This is a genomic window from Alteromonas sp. H02, assembly GCF_059682525.1.
Genome location: NZ_CM185021.1, coordinates 2,734,024 through 2,755,802, shown reverse-complemented (window position 1 = coordinate 2,755,802; position 21,779 = coordinate 2,734,024). Strand labels below are relative to the sequence as shown.

19 protein-coding genes are annotated in these 21,779 nt (G+C 45.5%); 12 read left to right on the top strand and 7 right to left on the bottom strand.

Going from position 1 to position 21,779, the window contains the following annotated elements; translation table 11 throughout:
* The first annotated feature begins 242 nt into the window (after positions 1–242).
* Entirely contained in the window at positions 243–1,877 is a 1,635-nt protein-coding gene (locus tag AC566Q_RS12845) for a sensor domain-containing protein (RefSeq protein ID WP_499617222.1), read from the top strand.
* A 67-nt stretch (positions 1,878–1,944) separates the two neighbouring features.
* Positions 1,945–2,724 (top strand): RMD1 family protein, encoded by a 780-nt coding sequence (locus AC566Q_RS12840; RefSeq protein WP_499617217.1) that lies wholly within the window; start codon positions 1,945–1,947, stop codon positions 2,722–2,724.
* An 11-nt stretch (positions 2,725–2,735) separates the two neighbouring features.
* Here AC566Q_RS12840 and AC566Q_RS12835 read toward each other — a convergent pair whose 3' ends face one another.
* Complete coding sequence (locus tag AC566Q_RS12835; protein ID WP_499617214.1) at positions 2,736–4,208, bottom strand: amidohydrolase family protein; 1,473 nt, start codon at positions 4,206–4,208, stop codon at positions 2,736–2,738.
* Between the two features lie 506 nt (positions 4,209–4,714).
* Here AC566Q_RS12835 and AC566Q_RS12830 point away from each other — a divergent pair.
* Complete coding sequence (locus AC566Q_RS12830; protein WP_499617210.1) at positions 4,715–5,641, top strand: catechol 2,3-dioxygenase; 927 nt, start codon at positions 4,715–4,717, stop codon at positions 5,639–5,641.
* 143 nt (positions 5,642–5,784) lie between these two features.
* Positions 5,785–6,255: a DUF6647 family protein gene (locus AC566Q_RS12825; RefSeq protein ID WP_499617207.1), complete on the top strand. Its 471-nt coding sequence runs from the start codon at positions 5,785–5,787 to the stop codon at positions 6,253–6,255.
* 126 nt (positions 6,256–6,381) lie between these two features.
* Here the strand turns inward: AC566Q_RS12825 and AC566Q_RS12820 are convergent, their stop codons facing one another.
* On the bottom strand, positions 6,382–6,732 hold the full coding sequence (locus AC566Q_RS12820; RefSeq protein WP_499617205.1) for a YacL family protein: 351 nt from the start codon (positions 6,730–6,732) through the stop codon (positions 6,382–6,384).
* 8 nt (positions 6,733–6,740) lie between these two features.
* Positions 6,741–7,262 (bottom strand): M48 metallopeptidase family protein, encoded by a 522-nt coding sequence (locus tag AC566Q_RS12815; RefSeq protein ID WP_499617202.1) that lies wholly within the window; start codon positions 7,260–7,262, stop codon positions 6,741–6,743.
* Between the two features lie 231 nt (positions 7,263–7,493).
* Here AC566Q_RS12815 and AC566Q_RS12810 point away from each other — a divergent pair, with 231 nt between their 5' ends.
* The 4 genes from AC566Q_RS12810 (at position 7,494) to AC566Q_RS12795 (ending at position 11,265) form a co-directional block, all read left to right on the top strand.
* Complete coding sequence (locus AC566Q_RS12810; protein WP_499617200.1) at positions 7,494–8,759, top strand: histidine kinase dimerization/phospho-acceptor domain-containing protein; 1,266 nt, start codon at positions 7,494–7,496, stop codon at positions 8,757–8,759.
* A 43-nt stretch (positions 8,760–8,802) separates the two neighbouring features.
* A protein-coding gene (locus AC566Q_RS12805; protein WP_499617197.1) for an IS630 family transposase occupies positions 8,803–9,832 on the top strand; the annotation gives its coding sequence in 2 pieces (ribosomal slippage) (positions 8,803–9,257 and positions 9,256–9,832; 1,032 coding nt in all).
* A gap of 3 nt (positions 9,833–9,835) precedes the next feature.
* Positions 9,836–10,810, top strand: coding sequence for an ATP-binding protein (locus AC566Q_RS12800; RefSeq protein ID WP_499617194.1), 975 nt, complete (start codon positions 9,836–9,838; stop codon positions 10,808–10,810).
* Positions 10,811–10,905: 95 nt separating this feature from the next.
* Positions 10,906–11,265 carry a hypothetical protein gene (locus AC566Q_RS12795; RefSeq protein ID WP_483309789.1) on the top strand — a complete coding sequence of 120 codons (360 nt, stop codon included), beginning with the start codon at positions 10,906–10,908 and terminating at the stop codon, positions 11,263–11,265.
* A 10-nt stretch (positions 11,266–11,275) separates the two neighbouring features.
* On the opposite strand, the gene AC566Q_RS12790 is transcribed toward AC566Q_RS12795, so the two are convergent.
* Entirely contained in the window at positions 11,276–11,842 is a 567-nt protein-coding gene (locus tag AC566Q_RS12790; protein ID WP_483309790.1) for a phosphoribosyltransferase, read from the bottom strand.
* A gap of 88 nt (positions 11,843–11,930) precedes the next feature.
* Here AC566Q_RS12790 and AC566Q_RS12785 point away from each other — a divergent pair, with 88 nt between their 5' ends.
* Positions 11,931–12,500, top strand: a complete 570-nt coding sequence (locus tag AC566Q_RS12785; protein WP_483309791.1) for a phosphoribosyltransferase — start codon at positions 11,931–11,933, stop codon at positions 12,498–12,500.
* A gap of 34 nt (positions 12,501–12,534) precedes the next feature.
* Here the strand turns inward: AC566Q_RS12785 and AC566Q_RS12780 are convergent, their stop codons facing one another.
* Together AC566Q_RS12780 and AC566Q_RS12775 are read right to left on the bottom strand one after the other, a co-directional pair.
* A complete protein-coding gene (locus AC566Q_RS12780) occupies positions 12,535–13,464 on the bottom strand; it encodes an alpha/beta hydrolase (RefSeq protein WP_483309792.1) in 930 nt (309 codons plus the stop codon).
* A gap of 436 nt (positions 13,465–13,900) precedes the next feature.
* Positions 13,901–14,830, bottom strand: a complete 930-nt coding sequence (locus AC566Q_RS12775) for a Tn3 family transposase (protein WP_499617503.1) — start codon at positions 14,828–14,830, stop codon at positions 13,901–13,903.
* A gap of 188 nt (positions 14,831–15,018) precedes the next feature.
* On the opposite strand from AC566Q_RS12775, the gene AC566Q_RS12770 reads away from it, so the two are divergent.
* The 3 genes from AC566Q_RS12770 to AC566Q_RS12760 are packed head-to-tail and all read left to right on the top strand — an operon-like array spanning position 15,019 to position 20,271.
* The gene (locus tag AC566Q_RS12770) at positions 15,019–18,186 is read left to right on the top strand and encodes an efflux RND transporter permease subunit (protein ID WP_499617189.1); all 3,168 of its coding nucleotides are present in this window, start codon (positions 15,019–15,021) and stop codon (positions 18,184–18,186) included.
* A gap of 1 nt (position 18,187) precedes the next feature.
* Positions 18,188–19,360 (top strand): efflux RND transporter periplasmic adaptor subunit, encoded by a 1,173-nt coding sequence (locus tag AC566Q_RS12765; protein WP_499617186.1) that lies wholly within the window; start codon positions 18,188–18,190, stop codon positions 19,358–19,360.
* Positions 19,361–19,371: 11 nt separating this feature from the next.
* Positions 19,372–20,271 carry a LysR family transcriptional regulator gene (locus AC566Q_RS12760; protein WP_499617183.1) on the top strand — a complete coding sequence of 300 codons (900 nt, stop codon included), beginning with the start codon at positions 19,372–19,374 and terminating at the stop codon, positions 20,269–20,271.
* Between the two features lie 133 nt (positions 20,272–20,404).
* On the opposite strand, the gene AC566Q_RS12755 is transcribed toward AC566Q_RS12760, so the two are convergent.
* Complete coding sequence (locus AC566Q_RS12755) at positions 20,405–21,550, bottom strand: aldo/keto reductase (protein ID WP_499617179.1); 1,146 nt, start codon at positions 21,548–21,550, stop codon at positions 20,405–20,407.
* Positions 21,551–21,779: the final 229 nt, after the last annotated feature.

The following is a 21,779-nucleotide window of genomic DNA, read 5'->3' as shown; positions in this document are numbered from 1 at the left end:
CGATTGTTTCACGCGTGTAGCAAGCACCAGCATGGCTATTATTAAGGAATGTTCAGGTCTGTTTTTACACTACTCCCAAGTAAATTAGCGTGCTGGTTTTACCCGCTCAAGGGAAAAAAACGGCTGGTTATAACTCCCGGAATTCACCGCCGATTCGAACTAAACTATCTTTTCGGGGCGTTTAGATAGGCTAATTGTGCGCTATAATGTTTGTGATACTTGTCCTTAGCCGGTGGCTGCATTTGGTATTATGCAGGTCTGTCTGCAGTGATAGTCAGGTTATTCAGGAGTTAAAGCTAATCGGTACTCAAAAACTGTTTATCAAAATTCTGACGGTTATTATTGTTGTTGAAACAATGATAATGGTTGGGCTTTACGCATTACCTACTGAGTTATCGCCGTGGCAATATGCACTGGTTGATGCAGCATTCCTTGCTTTGCTCTCCATGCCGGTGATTTACTTCTTAGTCATCCAGCCCTATGAGAAGAGTCTGCTTAAGATGCGTGCTGACGAAAAGCGTATCCTTTGTCAGTTGAGGCAGGTGAATAACGACCTTGCGTTGCAAAAACGAACGCTCGATGAACACGCCATAGTGAGTACCGCAGGTAAAAGCGGTGATATCATCTATGTAAATGATAAGTTCTGCCAGATAAGCGGCTTCACTCGCGAGGAACTACTTGGTCAGAATCATCGAATTGTCAACTCGGGTTATCATAGCAAAGGCTTCTTCAAAGCGCTTTGGTCGACGATTTCCAGCGGCAATGTATGGCACGGTGATATTAAAAACAGGGCGAAAGATGGTACATTTTACTGGGTAAATGCCACCATCGTTCCGGTGCTGGATGAACACGACAAGCCTTATCAATATATCGCCATTCGTACCGACATTACGGCGCAAAAGCGTACGGAAGAAACCCTTAACCAGGCGCAGCGAGTTGGTCATATTGGTAGTTGGGACTGGAATCAGAAAACTGAAAAGCTGGTTTGGTCAGAAGAAATCTACAACATTTGTGGATTTCCCCAGTCTGTCCGCTCGACCAGTAAAGAACTCTTTATCACCGTCATCCATCCTGATGACAGAGAATACGTGCTGCAGCGGTTTGATCTTTCTAAAACCACGAATACGCCGTTTGATGTGGAGCATCGTATCACCCGCCAGGGTAATGGCGAGGTGCGCTGGGTACATGAGAAGTGCGTGCACGATCGTGATGTGATGGGCAACGTAGTGCAATCCCATGGCATTGTTCAGGACATCACTGAACGCAAACTAGCGCAGCAAAAAATTAAGCAATTGGCCATGACGGACCAGCTAACCGGGCTGGCTAACCGCAACCAGTTTTATGCCACCTTTGACAAATTCATTTCTATGGCTGAGCGGGATAGTGCGCTACTCGGCGTAATGATCCTCGATTTGGACAGGTTTAAATCCGTTAACGATAATTATGGTCATCAGACCGGGGATAAGCTCCTGCATATTATCGCTCAGGAATTTCGTGAAAACTGCCGGCAAATCGATTTAATTGCCCGTCTGGGCGGCGACGAGTTTGCCATTGTGCTCTACAAACCACTTGATAAAGGGGCAATAAGAGAGGTAGCCAGCCGCATTATCCGTGCTTTCGAAGCGCCAATGCATGTTAATGGCCACCGTTTACAGGTAGGCGTGAGTATTGGTATCTCAATATTTCCCAACCATGGTACCGAGCAACACGCGCTAATAGAAAATGCCGACGCGGCACTTTATGAAGTAAAACGCCAGGGTAAAAACAACTTTCGTTTTTACGTTCCAACGACTATACGCTCAGCTAGCGAATTGCGTTTTACCATTATTGTGCCGATGAAAATAATTTGTCCTGTCGAAGAATATTTTCCACTCTGAATGTCATAGGTAGATGGACCGACAAAGCGCATAATCGCGCGGTTTTCATCTATTGGTTACAGCATTCATGCAATTTACTAATGACCGTGTTTCCGTTTACGCATTGCCGGAAAGTCAGCTGACTTCAGACTATGCGATTGATATTGGTACCCGTTATCGCGACGCCTCACTGATCGAGCTACCAGGTGGCGAAGCCTGGGTATTTGACTACGGTGTTATGGTTTTCTGGGGCATCGACGAAGATGAACGTTTGTCGCTGTTACATCGCTTAAAGATTCAGAGCGAGTTGCTGGCTGGTGAACATCAGGAGCATTTTCGGTTTACCGTTGGTGCGGGTGAGGTCAAGCTGCAAAAAGACCATATTACGCTATCGTCGGATGATCCTTTGCTCCGTCTGGCGATAAGTCACGCGCTGGCACAGTCCATCAAGCTTAATGATTATGAACTCAGAGCTCAGCATACTATTGCTGAATACAGTCACTTACCCAAAGTGCTCGCCGAGACCGGCTCTATCAAGCTGGGGCGACGTGACATCGCCAGTATTCGCGGGCATCTGTTTAGCACTAAAAGCGACATTTTCCTGCATTATAATCTGCTCGATACCCCTGAGTTTTTCTGGGAATACCCGGTTTACGAACTGGCCTACAACACGGCAGCGAAGTATCTTGATATTCGCCCCCGGGTTGAGCTGTTATCGAACAAACTTAATGTTATCCACGAATTGTTCGATATGCTGGCCGACGAACTTAATCATAAGCACTCTTCGTTTTTAGAGTGGATCATTATCATCCTTATTGCCTTTGAAATAGTTATGGTTGGTGCAGAAGGGCTGTTGTCTCTGTTTTAACACTGAGCCAGTTACCCCTCATTTGGGGTAACGGCCAGTGACTCACGCTGGATAAGTTCGCCATGCAGGATAACGGTGTCGATGGTTTGCCAGTTTTCCACGTCTTGTTTCGGATTTTTGTGCAAAATAAGCAAGTTTGCGACTTTTCCCGGCTCAATGGTGCCATACTGGTTTTCCAATCCAAATTGCTGTGGGCCGTTTATAGTCGCTGCGGCAAAGATTTGTGACGCGCTTATTCCCGCCGCGGCCATTTGTTGCATTTCATAATAGGTAGAGAGCCCCGGAGCGGCCGCAAAAGAGGGGCTTGACGGGTAATCAGAAGCCAGTAGCAATGGATGATTGTGGCTGGCAAGATAAGCGGCAGCCTGTTTAGCCCGGTTTACCCCGTAGCCACTCAGTTCAAATACTTTGGCGTCGGGTAATCCACCAAAATCTGCACTGATTTCGCGTTTAAACCATTGCCCTTCATGAGTCGAATACCATTGAAGCAGCGCTGCAGGTAACACTTTTTTTCGCCGTTCGTCACTGAGCGTGCTGTTATCATACATCTCCTGCAGCGATAGCATCACCTGGATAGTAGGCATATAGGCGGTATCTGTGTTAATCAGCCTGTCTAGGGTGGCGTTAACCGGTGGGTTATCCGGGGCAGCCTGCCATTGCCAGTTCCATAGGCCATGGGCGATTCCATCTACCTTATGTTCCAGGGCAATCTGATACATGTCGAGGGCATTGGCATGGGCCCAAATCTGAAGATTCGCTTTATCTGCGGCTTTGCGGATGCGTTGCAGTGTATCATCGGTTAATAGCGGCCAGTGAGAAGCCCCGCCAAATCCATCCTCAATGTATATTTTGATGCAGGGTGAGCCTGTTTTGGCTATCGCAGTCACCACCGCTTCCGGCGTATGTTGGGCAGGATCTATATTGTCAGGTAAAGTAACCTTAGCAGGGGTTTCAATGACAAAATATTTAGCCTTTTGCAGAGTAAACTCTGCAGACAGGTGAGGGTAACCGCCAATCACAGGAATGGACTGACATGTAAAATAATCAGGGTGTTGCTGTGCAGCGGTAAATCTGGATTCTCCATCACTCCCCCCCAGGTTAAGTACCTGAGTAATCCCATAATACAACAGGCTTCTGGGTAATTGCGTTAAATACTCATCAACCATCCCGGCATACTGACTGGCATTAGGCGAATCAAGAAAACCAATCCCCGGGATACTGCCTACATGCACGTGGCTATCCATAATACCGGGCGTAAGGTATTTACCTTCACCTTCAATAATAGTGGCAGCGGGGTTGTATGGCCGCAACGGAACAGTGGTTACCTCGGTGATAACGCCATCGACAATTCTTACCTGCGTATTTTTCTGAGCAGCATTAAGATGTGCCGACACGAGGGTGAAATTGTTGAGGATCATTTCGTCTGCCAGCGTGACGCCATGCCACAATGCCATTGTAGCCACCACTATCAGTTTTATTCTCATGTTAAGCTTTTCCTTGCCGGTCGTTGAAATCGACTTATTTTAAAATTGGACACTTGTCTTACAAGCAGAATTCTGTAAGAAAACGTACAACTGAAGGACAGAGAGGGGCAGTTATCATTACTGAACCGCAAATGTATCGCCTGGCGTAATCACAAACGACACAATGAGACTCGCGTATTCATACCCAAGAAACCATACTAACAAAAGGGAGTATACCTTCAGGGTATAGGAGTGGCGAGTAAAAGGTATTTCCCAGCCAATCGAAGCGCGTGTAAGTTTACACTATGTTAACGAATGGCTTGGTAAAGGTAGCTACGTTTAACCTGAGTGATCGTATCGTTTATTTTTTATCTGTTACGTAAACCCAGGTATAACAAACACCTACCATTGGACGCTGGATTGTTTTCACCAGTACAAAAAGTAAGTCAGCGACATAATAAATTTAACAAGTTGTTGCCAACTCATTCCATAGTCATAAAAAATGTAACAAATACAAGGTGGTGAATATGTCAATGCGTGGTGTGCTAAGACTGGCTGAAGTTCAGATGCGAGTACTGGATATGGCCGACTCCAAACAACATTACGGTACCCGGATGGGCTTGCACGAGATGATGACAGACGATAATGGTCTGGTTTACTTTAAAGCCTGGGCGGAACACGATCACCATAGTCTGGTATTGCGGGAAACTGATCAGGCCGGGTTGGATCATATCGCTTTTAAAGTCTACGACGATGCTACTCTGGATGATTTAGAAAAGAAAATTATCGACTTTGGCATTGAGGTAGAACGTGTGGATGCTGGCGTTTACCCTAAAAGTGGCCGCCGTTTAAAATTTATTCTGCCTACCGGACATGAAATGCATTTGTTTGCCGAAAAAGAGCAGGTAGGTAACTCACTCGGTACGCACAATCCTGATGTGATCCCAGATGATGATGTGTGTCGAGGCTTTCGTATAAACGGACTGGATCATGTGTTTATCGTTGGGCCAGATGCTGACCAAAACTTAAAACTGTTTACCGAAGTATTTGATTTTAACTATACCGAAAGGGTTATAGATGGCGAGGGCAATACGGTGTTGTTTTTCGTTAGCTGCTCAAGCCGGGCTCATGACATTGCTTTTGGGGTTAACCCCAATCCTGGCCTAATCCACCACGTTTCTTTCCGGCTTGAAAACTCCCAGGATCACATTCGAGCAGCCGACCTGATTGGCAAGTATGAAATACCGGTTGAAATGAATGATCGCCATGGTGTGACTCAGGTCAAAACGGTCTATTACTTCGATCCATCAGGTAATCGCAACGAAGTTTTTTGCGACGGTTATACCTATTATCCGGACATGCCGCTGTTAACCTGGACCATGGATGAACTAGGCCATGCCGCATTTTCACAGTCTCTGCATGTGCCGGAGAGTTTTTTAGGGGTATACACCTAACCAGTTTTGAATGGTATCCAACCACATTCAACAGCCGGCCTATCATTGATAGCCGGCTTTTTTATTCTGCGCAGCGTAACTGGTGCACTTTTTCATCAGCTTTAACGTAATGATAATAACTCAGGTTATTGCCCGGGCCAGATATGGAGTTATTGATCACCACACTGCTAAGCTGGATTGAGATGCATACGAACTATCGTACGCATGAGCTGCCGCATCCTGAAGTTGTGGTATTGAGTCACAAAAAACTCACTGAGGAATATTATCGAAATGCCGACGGAGTAGCGCCTGAATCGGACGTCGATATGCGGCTCAAAGCACTCTATGCTTTTGAGGATGGCGCTTATGGTACTATTTATATTCTGGACCCGCAGTCGGTTACTAATGCCCGCCACTATGACAATCCATTAGACAACCCCAATTTTAAAGAGGTTTTGCTGCATGAACTGGTGCATCACGTTCAGTGGCATTCAAAAGCGGTTAAGCAATGGCAGTGTAGTAATCAGGGCGAGCTGGAAGCTTACTTGTTGGGGGCCATGTACCTCAATCAATACAATACCCATGACACCATGACCAACCGGACTTTCTGGGCTAACAGTTATTCACGGTGCTAGGTTATTGGTGCGCTGACACACCCTATTAGTTGGTTTCGTTGCCAGGGTTTGCTGAACCAGTACATTACCACCACAGCCGCTTAACTTCAGAAAAACAGTTACAATTTAAACACTTCATCTAAGTCTCTAACGGATAAACGTCAGCCAGTTTTCGAGCAGATTAGCAAAATCCATCAGACCACAGCCTGAAACGGGGCCTTCAGCTAAATCTACATCGAACTCGCTGTGATTGAGTTCGGTGTTATTTAGGAACAGTTCTACTTCGTCGTCGGCTATCATCAGGTGATAAATTTTGCCGGTATATTCAAATTCCATTTGTTGTCTGGCGAGTAACCTTTCAATCGCTGTCAGTAGATTGGTAACAGCTTCAGTGTCTGCACCAATATCATGGCTTAGCCAGTCACCAAAGTATTCACTTTCCACATCGCATTTTGCCAGCGGTTCGCCGGTGACATCGGTTAAAAATTCAAAATCCATGGTTTATCTCAGGCAGTGGGTGGTACAAATACATGGCCGGTATTTTCCAGCTCGGTTAAGTACACACGAACGTCAAACTCAATTTGATGGTAGTCGGGCAACATGTGCCGGCACAGCTGATAAAAAGCTTTATTATGTTCTTTTTCCTTCAGGTGGGCGAGCTCATGCACCACAATCATATTTAAAAAAGCTTCCGGGGTAGTTTTAAACAGCTCACTCACCCTTAACTCATTTTTACTTTTCAGCTTGCCGCCCTGAACCCGCGAAACATAAGAATGCAGGCCCAGTGCATGGTTAACAATGTGAATTTTATTGTCGTAAATTACCTTACTCAATGGCTGCGTTTTCTTCATGTACTGATTTTTGATTGTCATCGCATAATCACGTAACGCTTTATCGTTATTCATGTTATGCACCCGGGGATAGCGAGTACGCAGCCAGTCTCCAAGCTTGTTGGCTTCCAATAGTTGGGCAACCTGATCCTGCAAATGTTGCGGATAATGAGACAGGTAGGTAAGGGGAGTAGCCATAGATGATTCTGTTTTACCGGTAAGACTCACCGCATTATACACGTAGGTAACTGAGGTGTTTAACCAAACTTTGGAACACTGTTACAGAAGCCTAATCCGGATTGTACGTGTAGGTTATTTTCAGCAGATAAAATAAATTAACAATATTGTAAAAATTCGCTACTCTAAAAGATATTGCCTTTGGTTACCCTACGGTTTAAGGCTCATGTTTTCTTAAAGTGATTGCATATTATGATGTTGCGGCTTTTTGTCTTGTTGTTCTTTTTTTCGGTCAGCACATCTGCCAAACAAGCCGAAGACTATAGCGTGATCCTGGTTAACTCGTTTAACGAATCTGACTTTGAAGTTAAAATGATGTACCGGTTAATGACCCAGGTGTCTGCGACGGAAAATATCCTGGTGTTAACGGTACCGGCCTATTACGCCGATTCCGTTGAAGATTTTGGCCCTGACGTCAAAAAAACCATTCTCGATAATTTTAACTATCAATTACAGACCCTCCTTAGTGATAAACAAACCGCGAGTTTTTCCAGACTGATTGCGATTGGTCGCCATGCCAGTGTATTTGTGGATACCAACCCGAGCATCCTACCCAACGCAGAACGCTTTTTTTTACACATTGACTGGAGTCCCAGATCGGGCACCCTGGTGCGTTCTGACTATGAGCCTGAGTTATCTTACTCGCAGATTTTAAACGCTTTACCTGATACCAAAGAAATATTGCTGGTACATGGCAACCTTGGCCTGGAGCAGGATAACGGATTGGTACAAAACTTTGTATCACAGGTCCCCCCCGGCATTGACTTCCGATATTTCAACCCAGCTCAATTCCCCGAGCAAACGCTGACTGCATTACGCAATAGCGAAGCTGGTACGCCGATTATATACATCAACTATAAATTTTATGAACGTAACTGGGAGACCGTGCATAACTGGTTAACCACGCAAACCAGGCATCCCGTGTTTACCATATTTGCTCATAATTTGAGCCGTTATGCCGGTGGCGCTGTGGTGGTGCCGGAAAGAATAGCCGATGCTGCCATTGCCCTGGCTGCCGGTAAGCAGTTGCCTGTTCATCAAAATAATGTGGTCAGCCAGCAATTCAACGCACAGCAGCTGGACCGTTGGGATATTGATGCAGATGCGTTGCCGCCTGGTGCTGAACTGGTGAATGAAGAACCCTCGGTTTACTCCTTAGAGGTGGTACTAGTTATTGTGAGTTCTTTTCTGGTAATCATCATTGTTATGACCATATTCATGCTGTATCGCGCCCACTTACATAATAAAAATATGGTAAAAGCTTTAGTGGATGCTGACAGCGCCAACCGTTCTAAGAGCGAGTTTCTGGCTAATATGAGCCACGAAATCCGAACGCCGATGAATGGTGTTCTGGGCACTCTGCAGGTGCTGGAGCGTGCAGATTTAACCAGCCAAACCAAAGAACGGGTCAGCAAAGCATTATTTTCAGCTAAACACCTGTTATACCAATTGCCTTAAAAGTTTGATCTAATGGCAGTATTCATATTCGAGTGATTTTCATATGCATACCGCCGACGACTTTAAACAATTAGCAAAGCAGACATCCAACGGCCAATTACGGACCCGCTATTTAGCTTTGTATCATTTCAAGAAAGGAGAAACACGTACTCAGATAGCCGCTTACCTTGGGGTTGCCAGAGGCAGTGTTAATACATGGGTATCCAACTATCTGGCTCACGGACTTGAAGGCCTGCAATCCAAACCTAGTCCGGGTAGACCCTGCCAGCTCTCCGTCTCTCAGCGAGAACAGGTCGCACATTTTATTGAAGAAAACGCGGTTAAAAAGGAAGGAGGTCGTTTGATTGCTCAGGATGTACGACAATACATTAGCGACACCTTCCAAATCGACTATCAGTTGCGAAACGTATACCGCATCATGGATACGCTCGGTTTCAGTTGGATAACCAACCGCTCTAAACACCCTAAACAATCACAGCAAACCCAAGATACTTTTAAAAAACTTCCAGTTGGAAACGATCCTTCACACTCCAGGTCATCTCCCTCTGGATCGCGTTGACGTCTGGTTCCAAGACGAAGCACGATTCGGTCAGCAAAATCAGACGTCCAGAATATGGGCTGCGAAGGGCAGCAGACCAAGAGTGGTAAAGCAACAGCAATTCGATTATGGCTATATCTTTGGTGCGGTGTGTCCGAGCAATGGCAATACCCAGGCGCTTATCAGCCCTCTTGTCAATAAAGAGGTGATGAAGCAGCATCTGAAATTGATCAGCGAAGCGACAGAGCCTGGGCGTCATGCCGTTGTTGTGATGGATGGCGCTGGCTGGCATACATTCGACACGGCCAGCCCATTTACCAACGTCAGTCTCGTAAAACTCCCAGCCTATTCTCCGGAGCTGAACCCGATGGAACAGGTATGGCAATGGCTACGGCAGCGTTGCTTATCAAACCGGGTATTTCGAGGTTACGAAGAAATAGTAGAACAGGTCTCTCGTGCCTGGAATACATTCATTGCGGATGTTGAGCGAGTCAAAAGTCTCTGTTGGAGAGAGTGGACAAATTTGGTCAATTAATTAATGCAATTGGTATTAACCATCATCAATGACATACTCGACTACTCCAAAATTGAGGCCAATAAACTCGAACTCGAGGAACAACCATTTTCACTGCTGGAAATTACCGAGTCTGCCGTGTCGGATCTTCAAGCACTGGCACAGAGCAAAGACCTGAAGCTGGAGGTGGTGGTTGAGAGCTCCTTCCAGGATGGCTGGCTGGGCGATTCGGTTAGGGTTAAACAAATCATTGTTAACCTGGTATCCAATGCGGTGAAATTTACCGAGTCGGGTTCGGTAACCATCAGGTTAAGCCTTGCCCCCGTCAGTAACCAACAAGAACAAATTGTAATAGAAGTAACCGATACAGGTATCGGCATGAGTAAAACGATGCAGGGTAAGATTTTTGAGCGCTTCTCTCAGGCCGATGCATCCAGCACACGTAAGGTTGGTGGTACCGGCCTTGGTATGGCTATCACCCATGGTCTGGTAGCCATAATGGATGGACGACTCAGCCTAAAAAGCGCCGAACAGCAGGGCACCCGGGTAACGGTGGAACTGCCATTACCGCAGACCGACCTGGACAGGGAAGCCGAATTACCTTCAAGCCTGACGGTACCCGACTTTACCGGCAAATACGTGTTAATAGCAGAAGACAATATGATTAATCAGACCGTCATTGAGTCTATGCTGGAGTCGACCAATGTGAGCTTTGATATTGTCGAAAATGGTCAGTTGGCGCTGGATACTGTTAACAGCAAGAAGGGCAGTTATGATGTGGTGCTGATGGATATTCAAATGCCGGTCATGGATGGTGTTCAGGCATGCAAGGAAATTAAAGCGCAATTCCCGAATCTGCCCGTCATCGCGCTAACGGCAGATGTAATGGCTGATGAAGTGCGAAAATACCTGCAACTGGGGTTCGATGAGCATATTGGTAAACCTATTGATATGAACCATTTGTATAGCGTTTTGGCCACAATTTTCAGAAGCCACTGACGGCCGCTGGTTTGTGACGCTTTGCCCTTCGGGGGTGATACAGATGAGCTTTTCATGCGTAGCAGGCAATAAGCCAAGCAAAGCAGGTAAAGCCAATGCATAAGAACAACAATGAAATCGTCACGCTATTTACTTACCGTTATCTACTCGACGAACCGCAGCCGCCACATGATTTTAAGCAGGATATTGAGGATCTCAGAGTTTTTCCGGAACGTCTGGAAATTAGCCATGTTGATGAATGGCGTAGCTATATCCGGCGTTACATTAACCGTAAAAAACTTAGCGATGCAGAGCTGGAAACGCTTACAAAACGCCTCGATATTCCCGAAATTTCTGAGGAGTTTCAGTATCTAAAGGCGATATTAATTACCGCCCTTAAAATAAATGACAGCCCGGAAATCAAAGTTATCAACACGCCGCTAAAAGCTTACCTTAATAAACTAATCAAGATGTAATATCAGATAGTCAGGTTCGTAAATAGGGCGCTACATAAGGCTTATTGGCTGCGATTTCTTCATGACTCAGCCCTTTTAATTCGTAGGGGAATACCAACCAGTCTGAGGTTTCATGCAGGCAAAAGTCGGGCTTGAGGGTAGTGCGGTTATATCCACTTCGCTGATAAAGGGTGGCTATTCGGACTTTTTCGGGCATGTTTCGTTTGAGCTTGGTACTTAAGCGATTAATCACCGCAGTGATGTTATGGCCCGAACTGAACACGTCATCCACAATCAGCAAACCGTCATCAATATTCAAATTTTCAATAAGGTACTGGGTTCCATGCACTCGTATGCGCTCAGGCGTTTCTACCATATTCTGGTATTCTGGCAATCCTGGATAAGAGGTTCTTAACGCTATATGGTCCGTTTGTACGCCCAGCGTTTGCAGGCACTCCTGCACGTAAATGCCTACAGCGCTGCCGCCGCGCCACAAGCCAACAATAAAGGTAGGCCGAAAACCACTTTCAAAAATCTGACCCCCTAAACGAAAAGAATCTTCAATAATCTGCTGTTCTTCAAGATAACGCTTTTCCACCGAGCATCTCCAGTGTGACACAGTGCCATGTTAAGGCTACCATAGCATTTGACTGGCCGGTTAGTTAATACCTTTTACAGGACAAGCAATGAAAAGCAAAACATATTTAAATGCCCAGGGGTTGCTGGATGATTCATTTAAACTGGCAGCTCAGGTCTATGATTCAGGGTTTGAGCCGACTTTTATTATTGCTGTGTGGCGTGGCGGCGCCCCCATTGGCATAGCGGTGCAGGAATATCTGGCGTTTCATGGCATCGAAACCGATAACATTGCTATTCGAACGTCTTCCTATCAGGGTATTGATGATCAGGCCAAAGAAGTCAAAGTACATGGCTTAAACTACTTGGTTAAGAATATTCAGCATCAGGACAAGCTGTTAATAGTTGATGACGTGTTTGATAGCGGCCGTTCCGTGCAGGCCATCATTAATAAACTGACTGATTTGTGCCGCCTTAATACGCCGGAGGATATTCGTGTAGCGGTGCCATATTACAAGCCACAGCGTAATCAAACCGAACTGGTGCCAGATTATTATCTCTATGAAACAGAAGCCTGGCTTAAGTACCCGCATTCATTAGAGGGGCTCAGTACTCAGGAGATTGCTCAAAACCGCCCTGAGTTGTACGAGATCCTCAAAGCGCATTTGAAGGACGAATAAGGTACTTGTAAAGCAAGGCAGGAGAGCTAACGTGTTAGCCATTAATAAACTGGTTCATTAATTCATAAACCAGGTCACATTCTTCTTCGGCCAAAGTGTTCAATAGTAAAAAGCCGTGAACCATGCCTTCAAATACATTTAATTGCACTGATACGCTTGATTTGAGCAGTTTTTCGGCATAGGCGTACGCTTCATCCTGTAACGGATCGCAATTGGCCACAATCAATAATGTTTCAGGCATGCAAGCAGGCACCGGCATAAAAAGTGGCGATACCTGTTTTCTGTCTTCACCGTTTTGCAGGTAATTATCAAAATACCAGGCAACACCTTGTTTTTCCAATAAATAACCGCTGCCATAAGCATCCATTGAAGGGTGTTCCATGGTGTAATCGAGACTCGGATAAAGCAGGATTTGCTTACTTATTTCAGCACTATATTGCGCTGAGGCCGATAGTGTTGCGGTAAGAGCTGCGCCGGCGCTGTCACCAGCCAGTATGAGCTCGTCTTTAAATCCAACGCTACCTAACAGAGATTGGTAGTGCGTTAATAGAAATTTGCAGTCTTCAATAGCCGCTGGATAAGGGTGTTCCGGAGACAAGCGGTAGTCCAATGTAATGACAACGCTATTAGTGTGAATAGCCATTCTGCGGCTTATCGCATCGTAGATCTCCAGATCGCCGCACATATGGCCACCGCCATGTAAATGAAGTATCACTGGCAATTTAGCCGTTGGGTCCGGCGAATAAATACGAAAAGTTATTTCTGTACGAGAATCAGTTTCTACAAAAAAGCTGCCGTCTGAGACATACCGGACATCCGGACCTTTACCATTTATGGCCGACAGATTTGCCATATTGGCGCGCGCAAGTGCCGGCGAAGGTTGAATACCATTTTGCAAAGCCTGATTTCTGGCGATGGTAACTTGTTCAAGAAAAGCGCTAAGTTTTGCTGAAACTGCATTCATCAATGAATAACTCCAGATAGCTGGTGAATACCAAGCTTACAACAAGTAAAAACAGAATAGCCAAAATTCATGAAAAAACCGAATACCCATGATGGGCAATTGGATTTAACGTCGCTGGTTTAGAGAATCACATGTAATGGTTCACATACTGTTATAAAATTCACTAAGCGCAGGGTTGCATAATCTAAACACTTAACTGATGTAATAATGTGAGTAGACGGAATCAATGAGCCCGTATTAAGCAATGGATTAAATGTTCGAAATGGGTGGTATTGATTAAATCAGGCCCCCTCAACCTTTCATGGCAAGTTGACATCCTCGGGGTCTATATCTAGTCTGATTCATTTAATTGTTTGTTATCACAATAGTTTTTAAACAATTACACTCTGCAACCTCCGTATTGATTGAGAACTCAACTGTTATGCTTTAGGTATCTTCAAAATGATTTAATTCTAAACAGTCGAGACAAGGGTATACCAAATGATTCAAAATCTAGGTGCTCAACATCGAGTGTGCCAGCCATATTAAAATGTGCCCAAGCAATAACACTGCCTTTTGAAATAAGGTCAATTTCAGACTCCCGTTCTTCCTTGGAAGAAATTTCTTTGTGGTGTTTTTTCAGAAACAAATAATTCCAAAGGACAATAATGTTTTGTAGTACAACGCAAGAGAGCATTGCCTTATCTATGTTTTCATGGTCGCCCACCTTAAGCTTACCGCCTCGCCCATGAAAAATTGCTGCTTTAAATTTCTGCCCAAGTTCAGCACGGTTCAATTGCTTCTGGATTCTTCGTCTAAGGTCATTGTCATCCATATATGAATAGATAAATTGGGTTTTTAGAAGCTTTCCAAATTCTTTCATGGCTTTATATAGAGCGCTGTCTCCCTTTGAAGAAAGCATGCGAAATAGCGTTGAAGCTGACGCGTAGCCAAGTTTAATAGTTGTCATTAAGCGCAAGATGTCATCCCAATTTTCCAATATCAATTTTTTGTTTATTGCAGAATTTGGCACAACAGGTAATGTGCTTTTTGACCTAGTTAGAGAGTGTGTATAACTATGTAGGGTTCTTTCTTCAATCTCCTTGAAACGCGGCGCGTACGAAACGTTAAGAAAAAATAGGCCTGTGAATGCAGCATCTGTATAGCCAAACTCATCAGTAGAATGGCGGTGTGTCTTTTTATTGAACGTTTCGTCATCTAAATCTCTTACAAACAAATCCTTTTCTGACTCTTCGTAAATGTTTTCTCTTGCACGCACCAGGCCATCTATCATGTAGGCAGCTTCTCTTTCTGATGAAGATAGAACATTAACGTGGAAAAAGGATTGCTTGTTGTCAACAAAACTATTGGCTGAGAATAGCGGCAGTCTGGTGGAATCATTAATTACCCCAGGTTTTGTCTAAACCTTTCAATAAGGTTTGTCGTCTAATGTTTCAGGTTATTGCATTAAGCGCTCTGTATTAAGTAAAAATATTCATAAGCTTTTACGTATTTTACTGCCTAATCATTTATGAGTTATTTGGATAAAATCCAGGTATTCACTCATGAATTAAAATGATTATGCTCGCACTTGTTAAAATCGCTTTGAGTAAGCCCTATACCTTTGTGGTACTGGCAATATTGATCGCCATACTAGGGCCATTATCAGCAAATCGTACACCGACTGATATTTTTCCAAGCGTCGATATTCCTGTCGTTGCTGTTGCCTGGCAGTGGCGCGGTTTGCCACCGGAAGAAATGGCAGGACGGATCACCAGGCCCTTCGAGCGTGCGCTTAACAGTATAGTTAACGATGTAGAACATATAGAAGCGACGTCCTATACAGGGTTTGGCATTGTTAAAATCTTTTTTCATCCCACCGTCGATATCAATATGGCAAATGCTCAGGTAACGGGAGTTGCCCAAACGTTATTGCGACAGATGCCTCAGGGTACACAACCTCCTTTAATTATGAATTACAACGCATCAACGGTACCCGTATTACAGTTGGCACTGTCGGGAAAGGGGTTGAGTGAACAGCAGTTAGCGGACATTGGTATGAATCAACTCCGGTCCCGTCTAGTAACGGTACAGGGGGCATCAATTCCTTGGCCATTTGGCGGTAAGTCACGGCAAATTCAGATTGATTTGGATCCTGACGCATTGCAAGCGAGGGGATTATCAGGCCAGGATGTCGCCAATACCTTGGCTGAGCAAAATGTCATTATCCCAGCAGGTACGCAAAAAATCGGTGAATACGAATATGCAGTAAAAATCAATAATGCACCGGCAACCATTAAGGAGATTGGCGACCTTCCTATTAAATTGGCAGATGGCGCCATTATTTACATAAAAGACGTTGCCAACGTGTATGACGGGAGCGCGGTGCAAACCAATATTGTCCATGTTGACGGTAGTCGTTCAGTTCTGATGAGCATTTTTAAGACGGGTAATACATCGACACTGGATGTAATCAACGGTATCAAACAACGCCTTGTTGAGGTTAAAGACGCGTTGCCTGAAAACCTGGAAGTGAAACTAATTGGCGATCAATCCATGTTTGTGCTCAATGCAGTTAATGGCGTGGTGTTAGAGGGAGTGATTGCTGCGTTACTTACCAGTATCATGATTTTGCTATTTTTAGGCAGTTGGCGTTCAACGCTGATTGTTACCCTGTCTATTCCGTTGTCGATCCTGGGCGCAATCTTAGTGATGTCGATGCTGGGGCATACCCTGAATATCATGACACTTGGCGGTTTGGCATTAGCGGTGGGCATACTGGTGGATGAAGCTACTGTCACCATTGAAAGCATTAATTATCATCTGGAGCATGGCAAGCCGGTTAATCAGGCCATTCTCGACGGAGCCAGTCAAATTGCGGTACCGGCATTTGTTTCTCTGTTGTGTATCTGCGTGGTGTTTGTACCCATGTACTTCTTAGAAGGGGTGCCGCGTTACCTGTTTGTGCCAATGGCAGAGGCAGTCATGTTGTCGATGTTGTTTTCATTTTTACTGTCCAGGACGCTGGTGCCAACGCTGGCGAAATACATGCTTAAACCTCATGCTGATATGGCGCCAAAAGGGGATGTTTTTAGTCGGTTCCAACAACGTTTTGAAAGCGGCTTCGAGCACTTCAGAACGCAGTATCAGCATACACTAGAACGCGCCTTACAACATCGAAGGTGGTTTATTGTGACATTCCTGTGCATTGTGATGCTCTCCTTTGCATTAGTGCCATTTATTGGCCGTAATTTTTTTCCGGATGTGGACAGTGGCCAGATTGCCTTGCATGCCAGGGCGCCCGTAGGGATGCGTGTAGAAGAGACTGCAGCCAGGTTTGCAGATGTTCAGGACGTTATCAGAGAAGTCATCCCGTCTCATGAGCTAGATGCTATGGTGGATAACGTTGGCACCTATATTTCCAGTATGAATACTATTTACGCCAATACCGGCATGATTGGTTCTTCCGACGGGGATATCTCCATTACGCTGGCGTCGGGGCATCAACCTACGGCCGCTTATATAAAAAGACTTCGTGAGGTTTTACCGGAACGTTTCCCCGACATGACGTTTTCCTTTTTGCCAGCGGATATTGTCAGTCAGATCCTTAATTTTGGTGCGCCGTCACCCATAGATATACAAGTTCGAGGCAGGGATCTTAACGCCAATTATGATTACGCGAACCTGTTACTCAAGGATATCCGAAAAATTGATGGGATGGTGGACGCTCGTATTCAACAATCACGGCAAGCGCCGGCGATAAATATTAACATAGATAGAAATCAGGCTACCTATGCAGGCATTACACAACGCGATATTAGTAACAGTTTAGTGGTCAATCTGGCTGGTTCTGCGCAGGTGAGTTCAACATTCTGGTTAAACCCTGCCAATGGGGTGCAATACCCCATCGTTATGCAGGTACCACAACACAAAATAGATTCTTTCGCTGAACTCAATAACATCCCCATAAGCGCCGACGCGCAATCTGACTATGCTACTCTGGGAGGAATGGCTAATTTTGATCGCTCCCAAACAAGTGCTGTGTTTTCGGAATATAACATTGAGCCGATGGTACAGATTTTTGCAACAACCCAAGGGCGTGATTTGGGGGCGGTTGCGGCAGACGTTGAAAGAGTTCTTAGTACGCATGAAGGTGATAAGCCAAGGGGCGCTACCGTAGTCTTGAAAGGGCAGGTGAGCACCATGCAGTCGGCTTATACAGGCTTACTTACCGGTTTACTAGGGGCAATTTGTCTCGTGTATTTTATTATCGTGATCAATTTTCAATCTTGGCGTGACCCTTTTATCATCATCATGGCTTTACCTGCGGCAATGGCCGGTATTGTATGGATGTTGTACACCACGGGAACGACATTCAGCGTCCCGGCGTTAACTGGCGCAATTATGTGTATGGGTGTGGCTACCGCTAACAGTGTTCTGGTAGTGAGTTTTGCTAAAGAGCGGCTTGCGATTGTTCAGGATGCCACCAAAGCAGCACTCGAAGCTGGCTTTGCCAGATTGCGTCCGGTACTGATGACAGCACTGGCAATGATGGTGGGAATGCTACCGATGGCATTAGGTCTGGGAGAGGGCGGCGAGCAAAATGCGCCTTTGGGCCGTGCTGTTATCGGTGGCTTGTTATTTGCCACCGTCGCAACGTTATTTTTTGTTCCCGTAATTTTTAGTGTGTTGCATCGAAATGATGCTTTCGACAACACCCTACTTGCCAAGCAGGAGATGTAATATGACCGATAAATATGTCAATCAAATTGGCGGGGTAAAACTGACAGTTTTATTAATGCTGTTAGCGATAGTAGCTTTCACTGTGGTCATTGCCGGTATGATTTCCCGTAGTGCAGATAGCGCCGAAGTTGCGCAATGGACTGCGCAGCGACAAATACCTGTAGTTTCAACCACGAATCCGGTGAAAGCGGTAAATACCGAAGATTTGCAGCTGGCGGGTCGGTTACAGGCACTAAAACAAGCATCAATTTATGCCAGAGTGAATGGTTATATTCGACGGTGGCATACAGATATTGGCACCAGGGTACAACAAGGGGACGTATTAGCCGAACTGGATACTCCGGAGTTAGATGAACTACTTAATGCCGCCCGTGCCGAAGTTAAACGTATGGAAGCCCAACTCGAGCTCACGGCATCGACACTTACTCGCTGGCAAAACCTGGTCGAAACCAACGCGGTAAGTGAACAGGAACTGGCTCAGCGTGAAAGCGAATATCGAGTTGCGGTTGCACAACTTGATGTGGCCAAAGCACAAGTTCGTCAACTGGCGGTGCAAAAAGGGATGGCGATCATCAAAGCGCCCTTCAGCGGGGTCGTTGTTGCCCGCAATATCGATATTGGTGATTTGATCAATGCCGGTAGTGAAAACAGTGAGCCACTCTTTGAGTTAGCCGCGACCAATCAGTTACGTTTAAATGTGCAGGTACCACAAAAGTTCGCGCCACAAATTCAGGTGGGTAGTCAGGGTACAGTGAGTGTACCTGAATACCGGGGAACGTATTATGCTGCTGAAGTGACGCGCAGTGCTTCTGCCATTGATCCACAAAACGGCACCGTAATGGTTCAATTGCTCATAGACAACAACAATGACGCATTGCTCCCGGGAGCTTATGCTAATGTAAGACTTCCTGTTAGCAGTCCTGCACCGGTGTTAACCATTCCCGCCAGTGCCATTATTTTTAATGCCAGTGGCCTCTCTGTGGCCACCTTAAACGAGGATAATGAAGGCAGTACTAGTGTCGAATTGAAATCGGTTAAAATAGCCCGGGATTTAGGTAGAGTGATTGAAATCGCTGAAGGCCTGACAGAAAAAGACAGCGTGATCACTAATCCGCCGGATGGTATTGCCAGCGGTGAAGTAGTGCGCAGATTAACCTTAGGTAAAAGCAGTTAGGCAAAGCGAGTATGAAAACCAAACTTAACGATTTGATCGCGTTTATCGCAGTGGCCGAAGAAGAAAGCTTTACCCGGGCCGCCGCGCGCTTATCGGTCTCTCAATCAGCCTTGAGTCACACCATAAAGGGGCTCGAAGAACGGCTCGGTTTACGCCTACTTACCAGAACGACACGCAGCGTAGCGTTAACAGAGATCGGTCGCCGGCTTTATTCGTCAATAGCACCTAGAATGCTTGAGATTGAAAACGAATTGGATTCATTAAATGCCTTAAAAGAAAAGCCTGCGGGAACCATTAGGATCTCCGCCGCTGAGCATGCAGCGCGATCGGTGGTGTGGCCAAAAATACTTGGGTTTATGCAACGTTTCCCTGATATTCATATTGAAATGACGATTGACTATTCTTTATCTGATATTGTTGCAGATAAATATGATGCTGGCGTGCGCCTTGGCGAAAGTGTAGAAAAAGACATGATAGCCGTGAGTATATCGCCGCCACTGAGAATGGCGGTGGTCGCGACCCCGGAATATTTTTCGGCCTATGGTAAACCGGTTGATCCACGAGATTTGTCTGAGCATAGATGCATCAACCTACGGCTGCCAACCTATGGCCGCTTGCTGGTGTGGGACTTTGAGAAAGATGGGCACGATGTCAACGTGCGCGTGGAAGGGCAGTTTACCGCTAACACGTCGAGCTTTATCAGGGACGCCGTACTTGCAGGGGTGGGTATTGCTTACTTACCGGAAGACATGGTTTTAGATGATATTGCTGCAGGCAAACTTGAAAGAGTACTTGATGCCTGGTGCGATGTGTTTCCAGGCTATTATCTATACTTTCCCAACCGTAGCCAGTATTCACCGGCTTTTTCGTTGTTTGTCGAGGCGATGAGGGATAACCACTACCCGCCATAGTCCATTTACTGCTGAGATAAAATTCAGACTACTTTTATTTCTGAGTACGCCGGCGATAACGCCGGCGCCTAACAACTTGCTGTAATGGTTTTGAGTAATTTAATTTAGCCTTCAGGTCAAGACGCTAGTCACATCACTTGTCGGTCAGCGCGGAATCTTTCGCTCTGAAGCCAATGAGATTCAGCTTTTCGATCTCAGCTCGAAATGTTGTGAGTTCCTGACTGGAGAATTTAACCTTCAAGGCGCCTAAATCCTCATCAAGGTGATGCAATTTTGTTGTCCCCGGAATAGGCACAATAAACGGATGTTGCGCGAGCAACCACGCAATTGAGAACTGAGCTGGCGTGAGCCCTCGCTCATCACTCCAACGTCGAATTAAATCCAGCATAACGAGGTTGTTACGGACAGCTTCTGGCGTAAAGTAGGGCACCGATGCAAACCGTGAATCGTCAGAAAAACGGCTGTACTCATTAAATTTGTCAGCTAAAAAGCCGCGCACAACCGATCCCCAGGGAACAAAACCCACACCGAGGTCTTTACAGGTATTGAGTACCTGATTTTCCACCGAGCGCTCCATTATGGAGTATTCACTTTGCACTGCCGTCACCGGATACTCAGCATGAGCTTTGCGAAGAGTCGTAGGTGATACCTCTGATAAACCAAAATGACGAGCTTTCCCTTCTTTTATCAATTCACCCACTGTGCCGGCAACGTCTTCAATTGGTACGTTTGGATCAACACGATGTAAATATAGCAAATCAATGCGATCGGTTTGTAGGCGTTTTAACATACCATCAACGGCAGTTCTAATTGCAGCAGGCCTCGCATCTCGGCCTGCACGTTGGCCATTTTCAAACTTAAAACCAAATTTACTGGCCAGTACAACTTTATCGCGAACGCCTTGTAAAGCCTGTCCTACTATTTCCTCGTTAGTGAAAGGCCCGTAGACTTCCGCAGTATCAAAAAAGGTGACGCCACGGTCAATCGCGCCGCGAATAACAGGCACCATTGATTTGGCTGAACGGGGTGGGTTGTAGCTGCCACTTGACATACTCATACATCCCAAACCAATAGAAGAGACTTCAAGTTCCCCCAGTTTTCGCCGGCTATTAGTGGCAATACCTGAGCTACATTCCTTTTTGCTGGTTGCATGCACAGATTGGCTCAATAGACCCGCCCCCACGCTGGCTCCTGCGATGGCAATATTGCGGATAAATGAACGACGGCTATTTTCTGGTGTTATGCCCGTAGCTTTATCTGGATTTATATCTGCTGACATCGTTAATGTGTCCTTGGTCGCTTTTTCAATCGCTATTCGTTGAGCATAGCGTTTTATTGATTTCCTATACTGCCGACAAAGTCACACGATGATTAATGAAAAAAAGTTATAAACTCATGCCTGGTTTCACAATAGTGAATGATAAATCATGCGCTATAGTTAAACGTGGAAAAGATTGTATATAAAAGAGCTAAGCCACATTTATCCAGCATAATGTAGTTAAACGGAG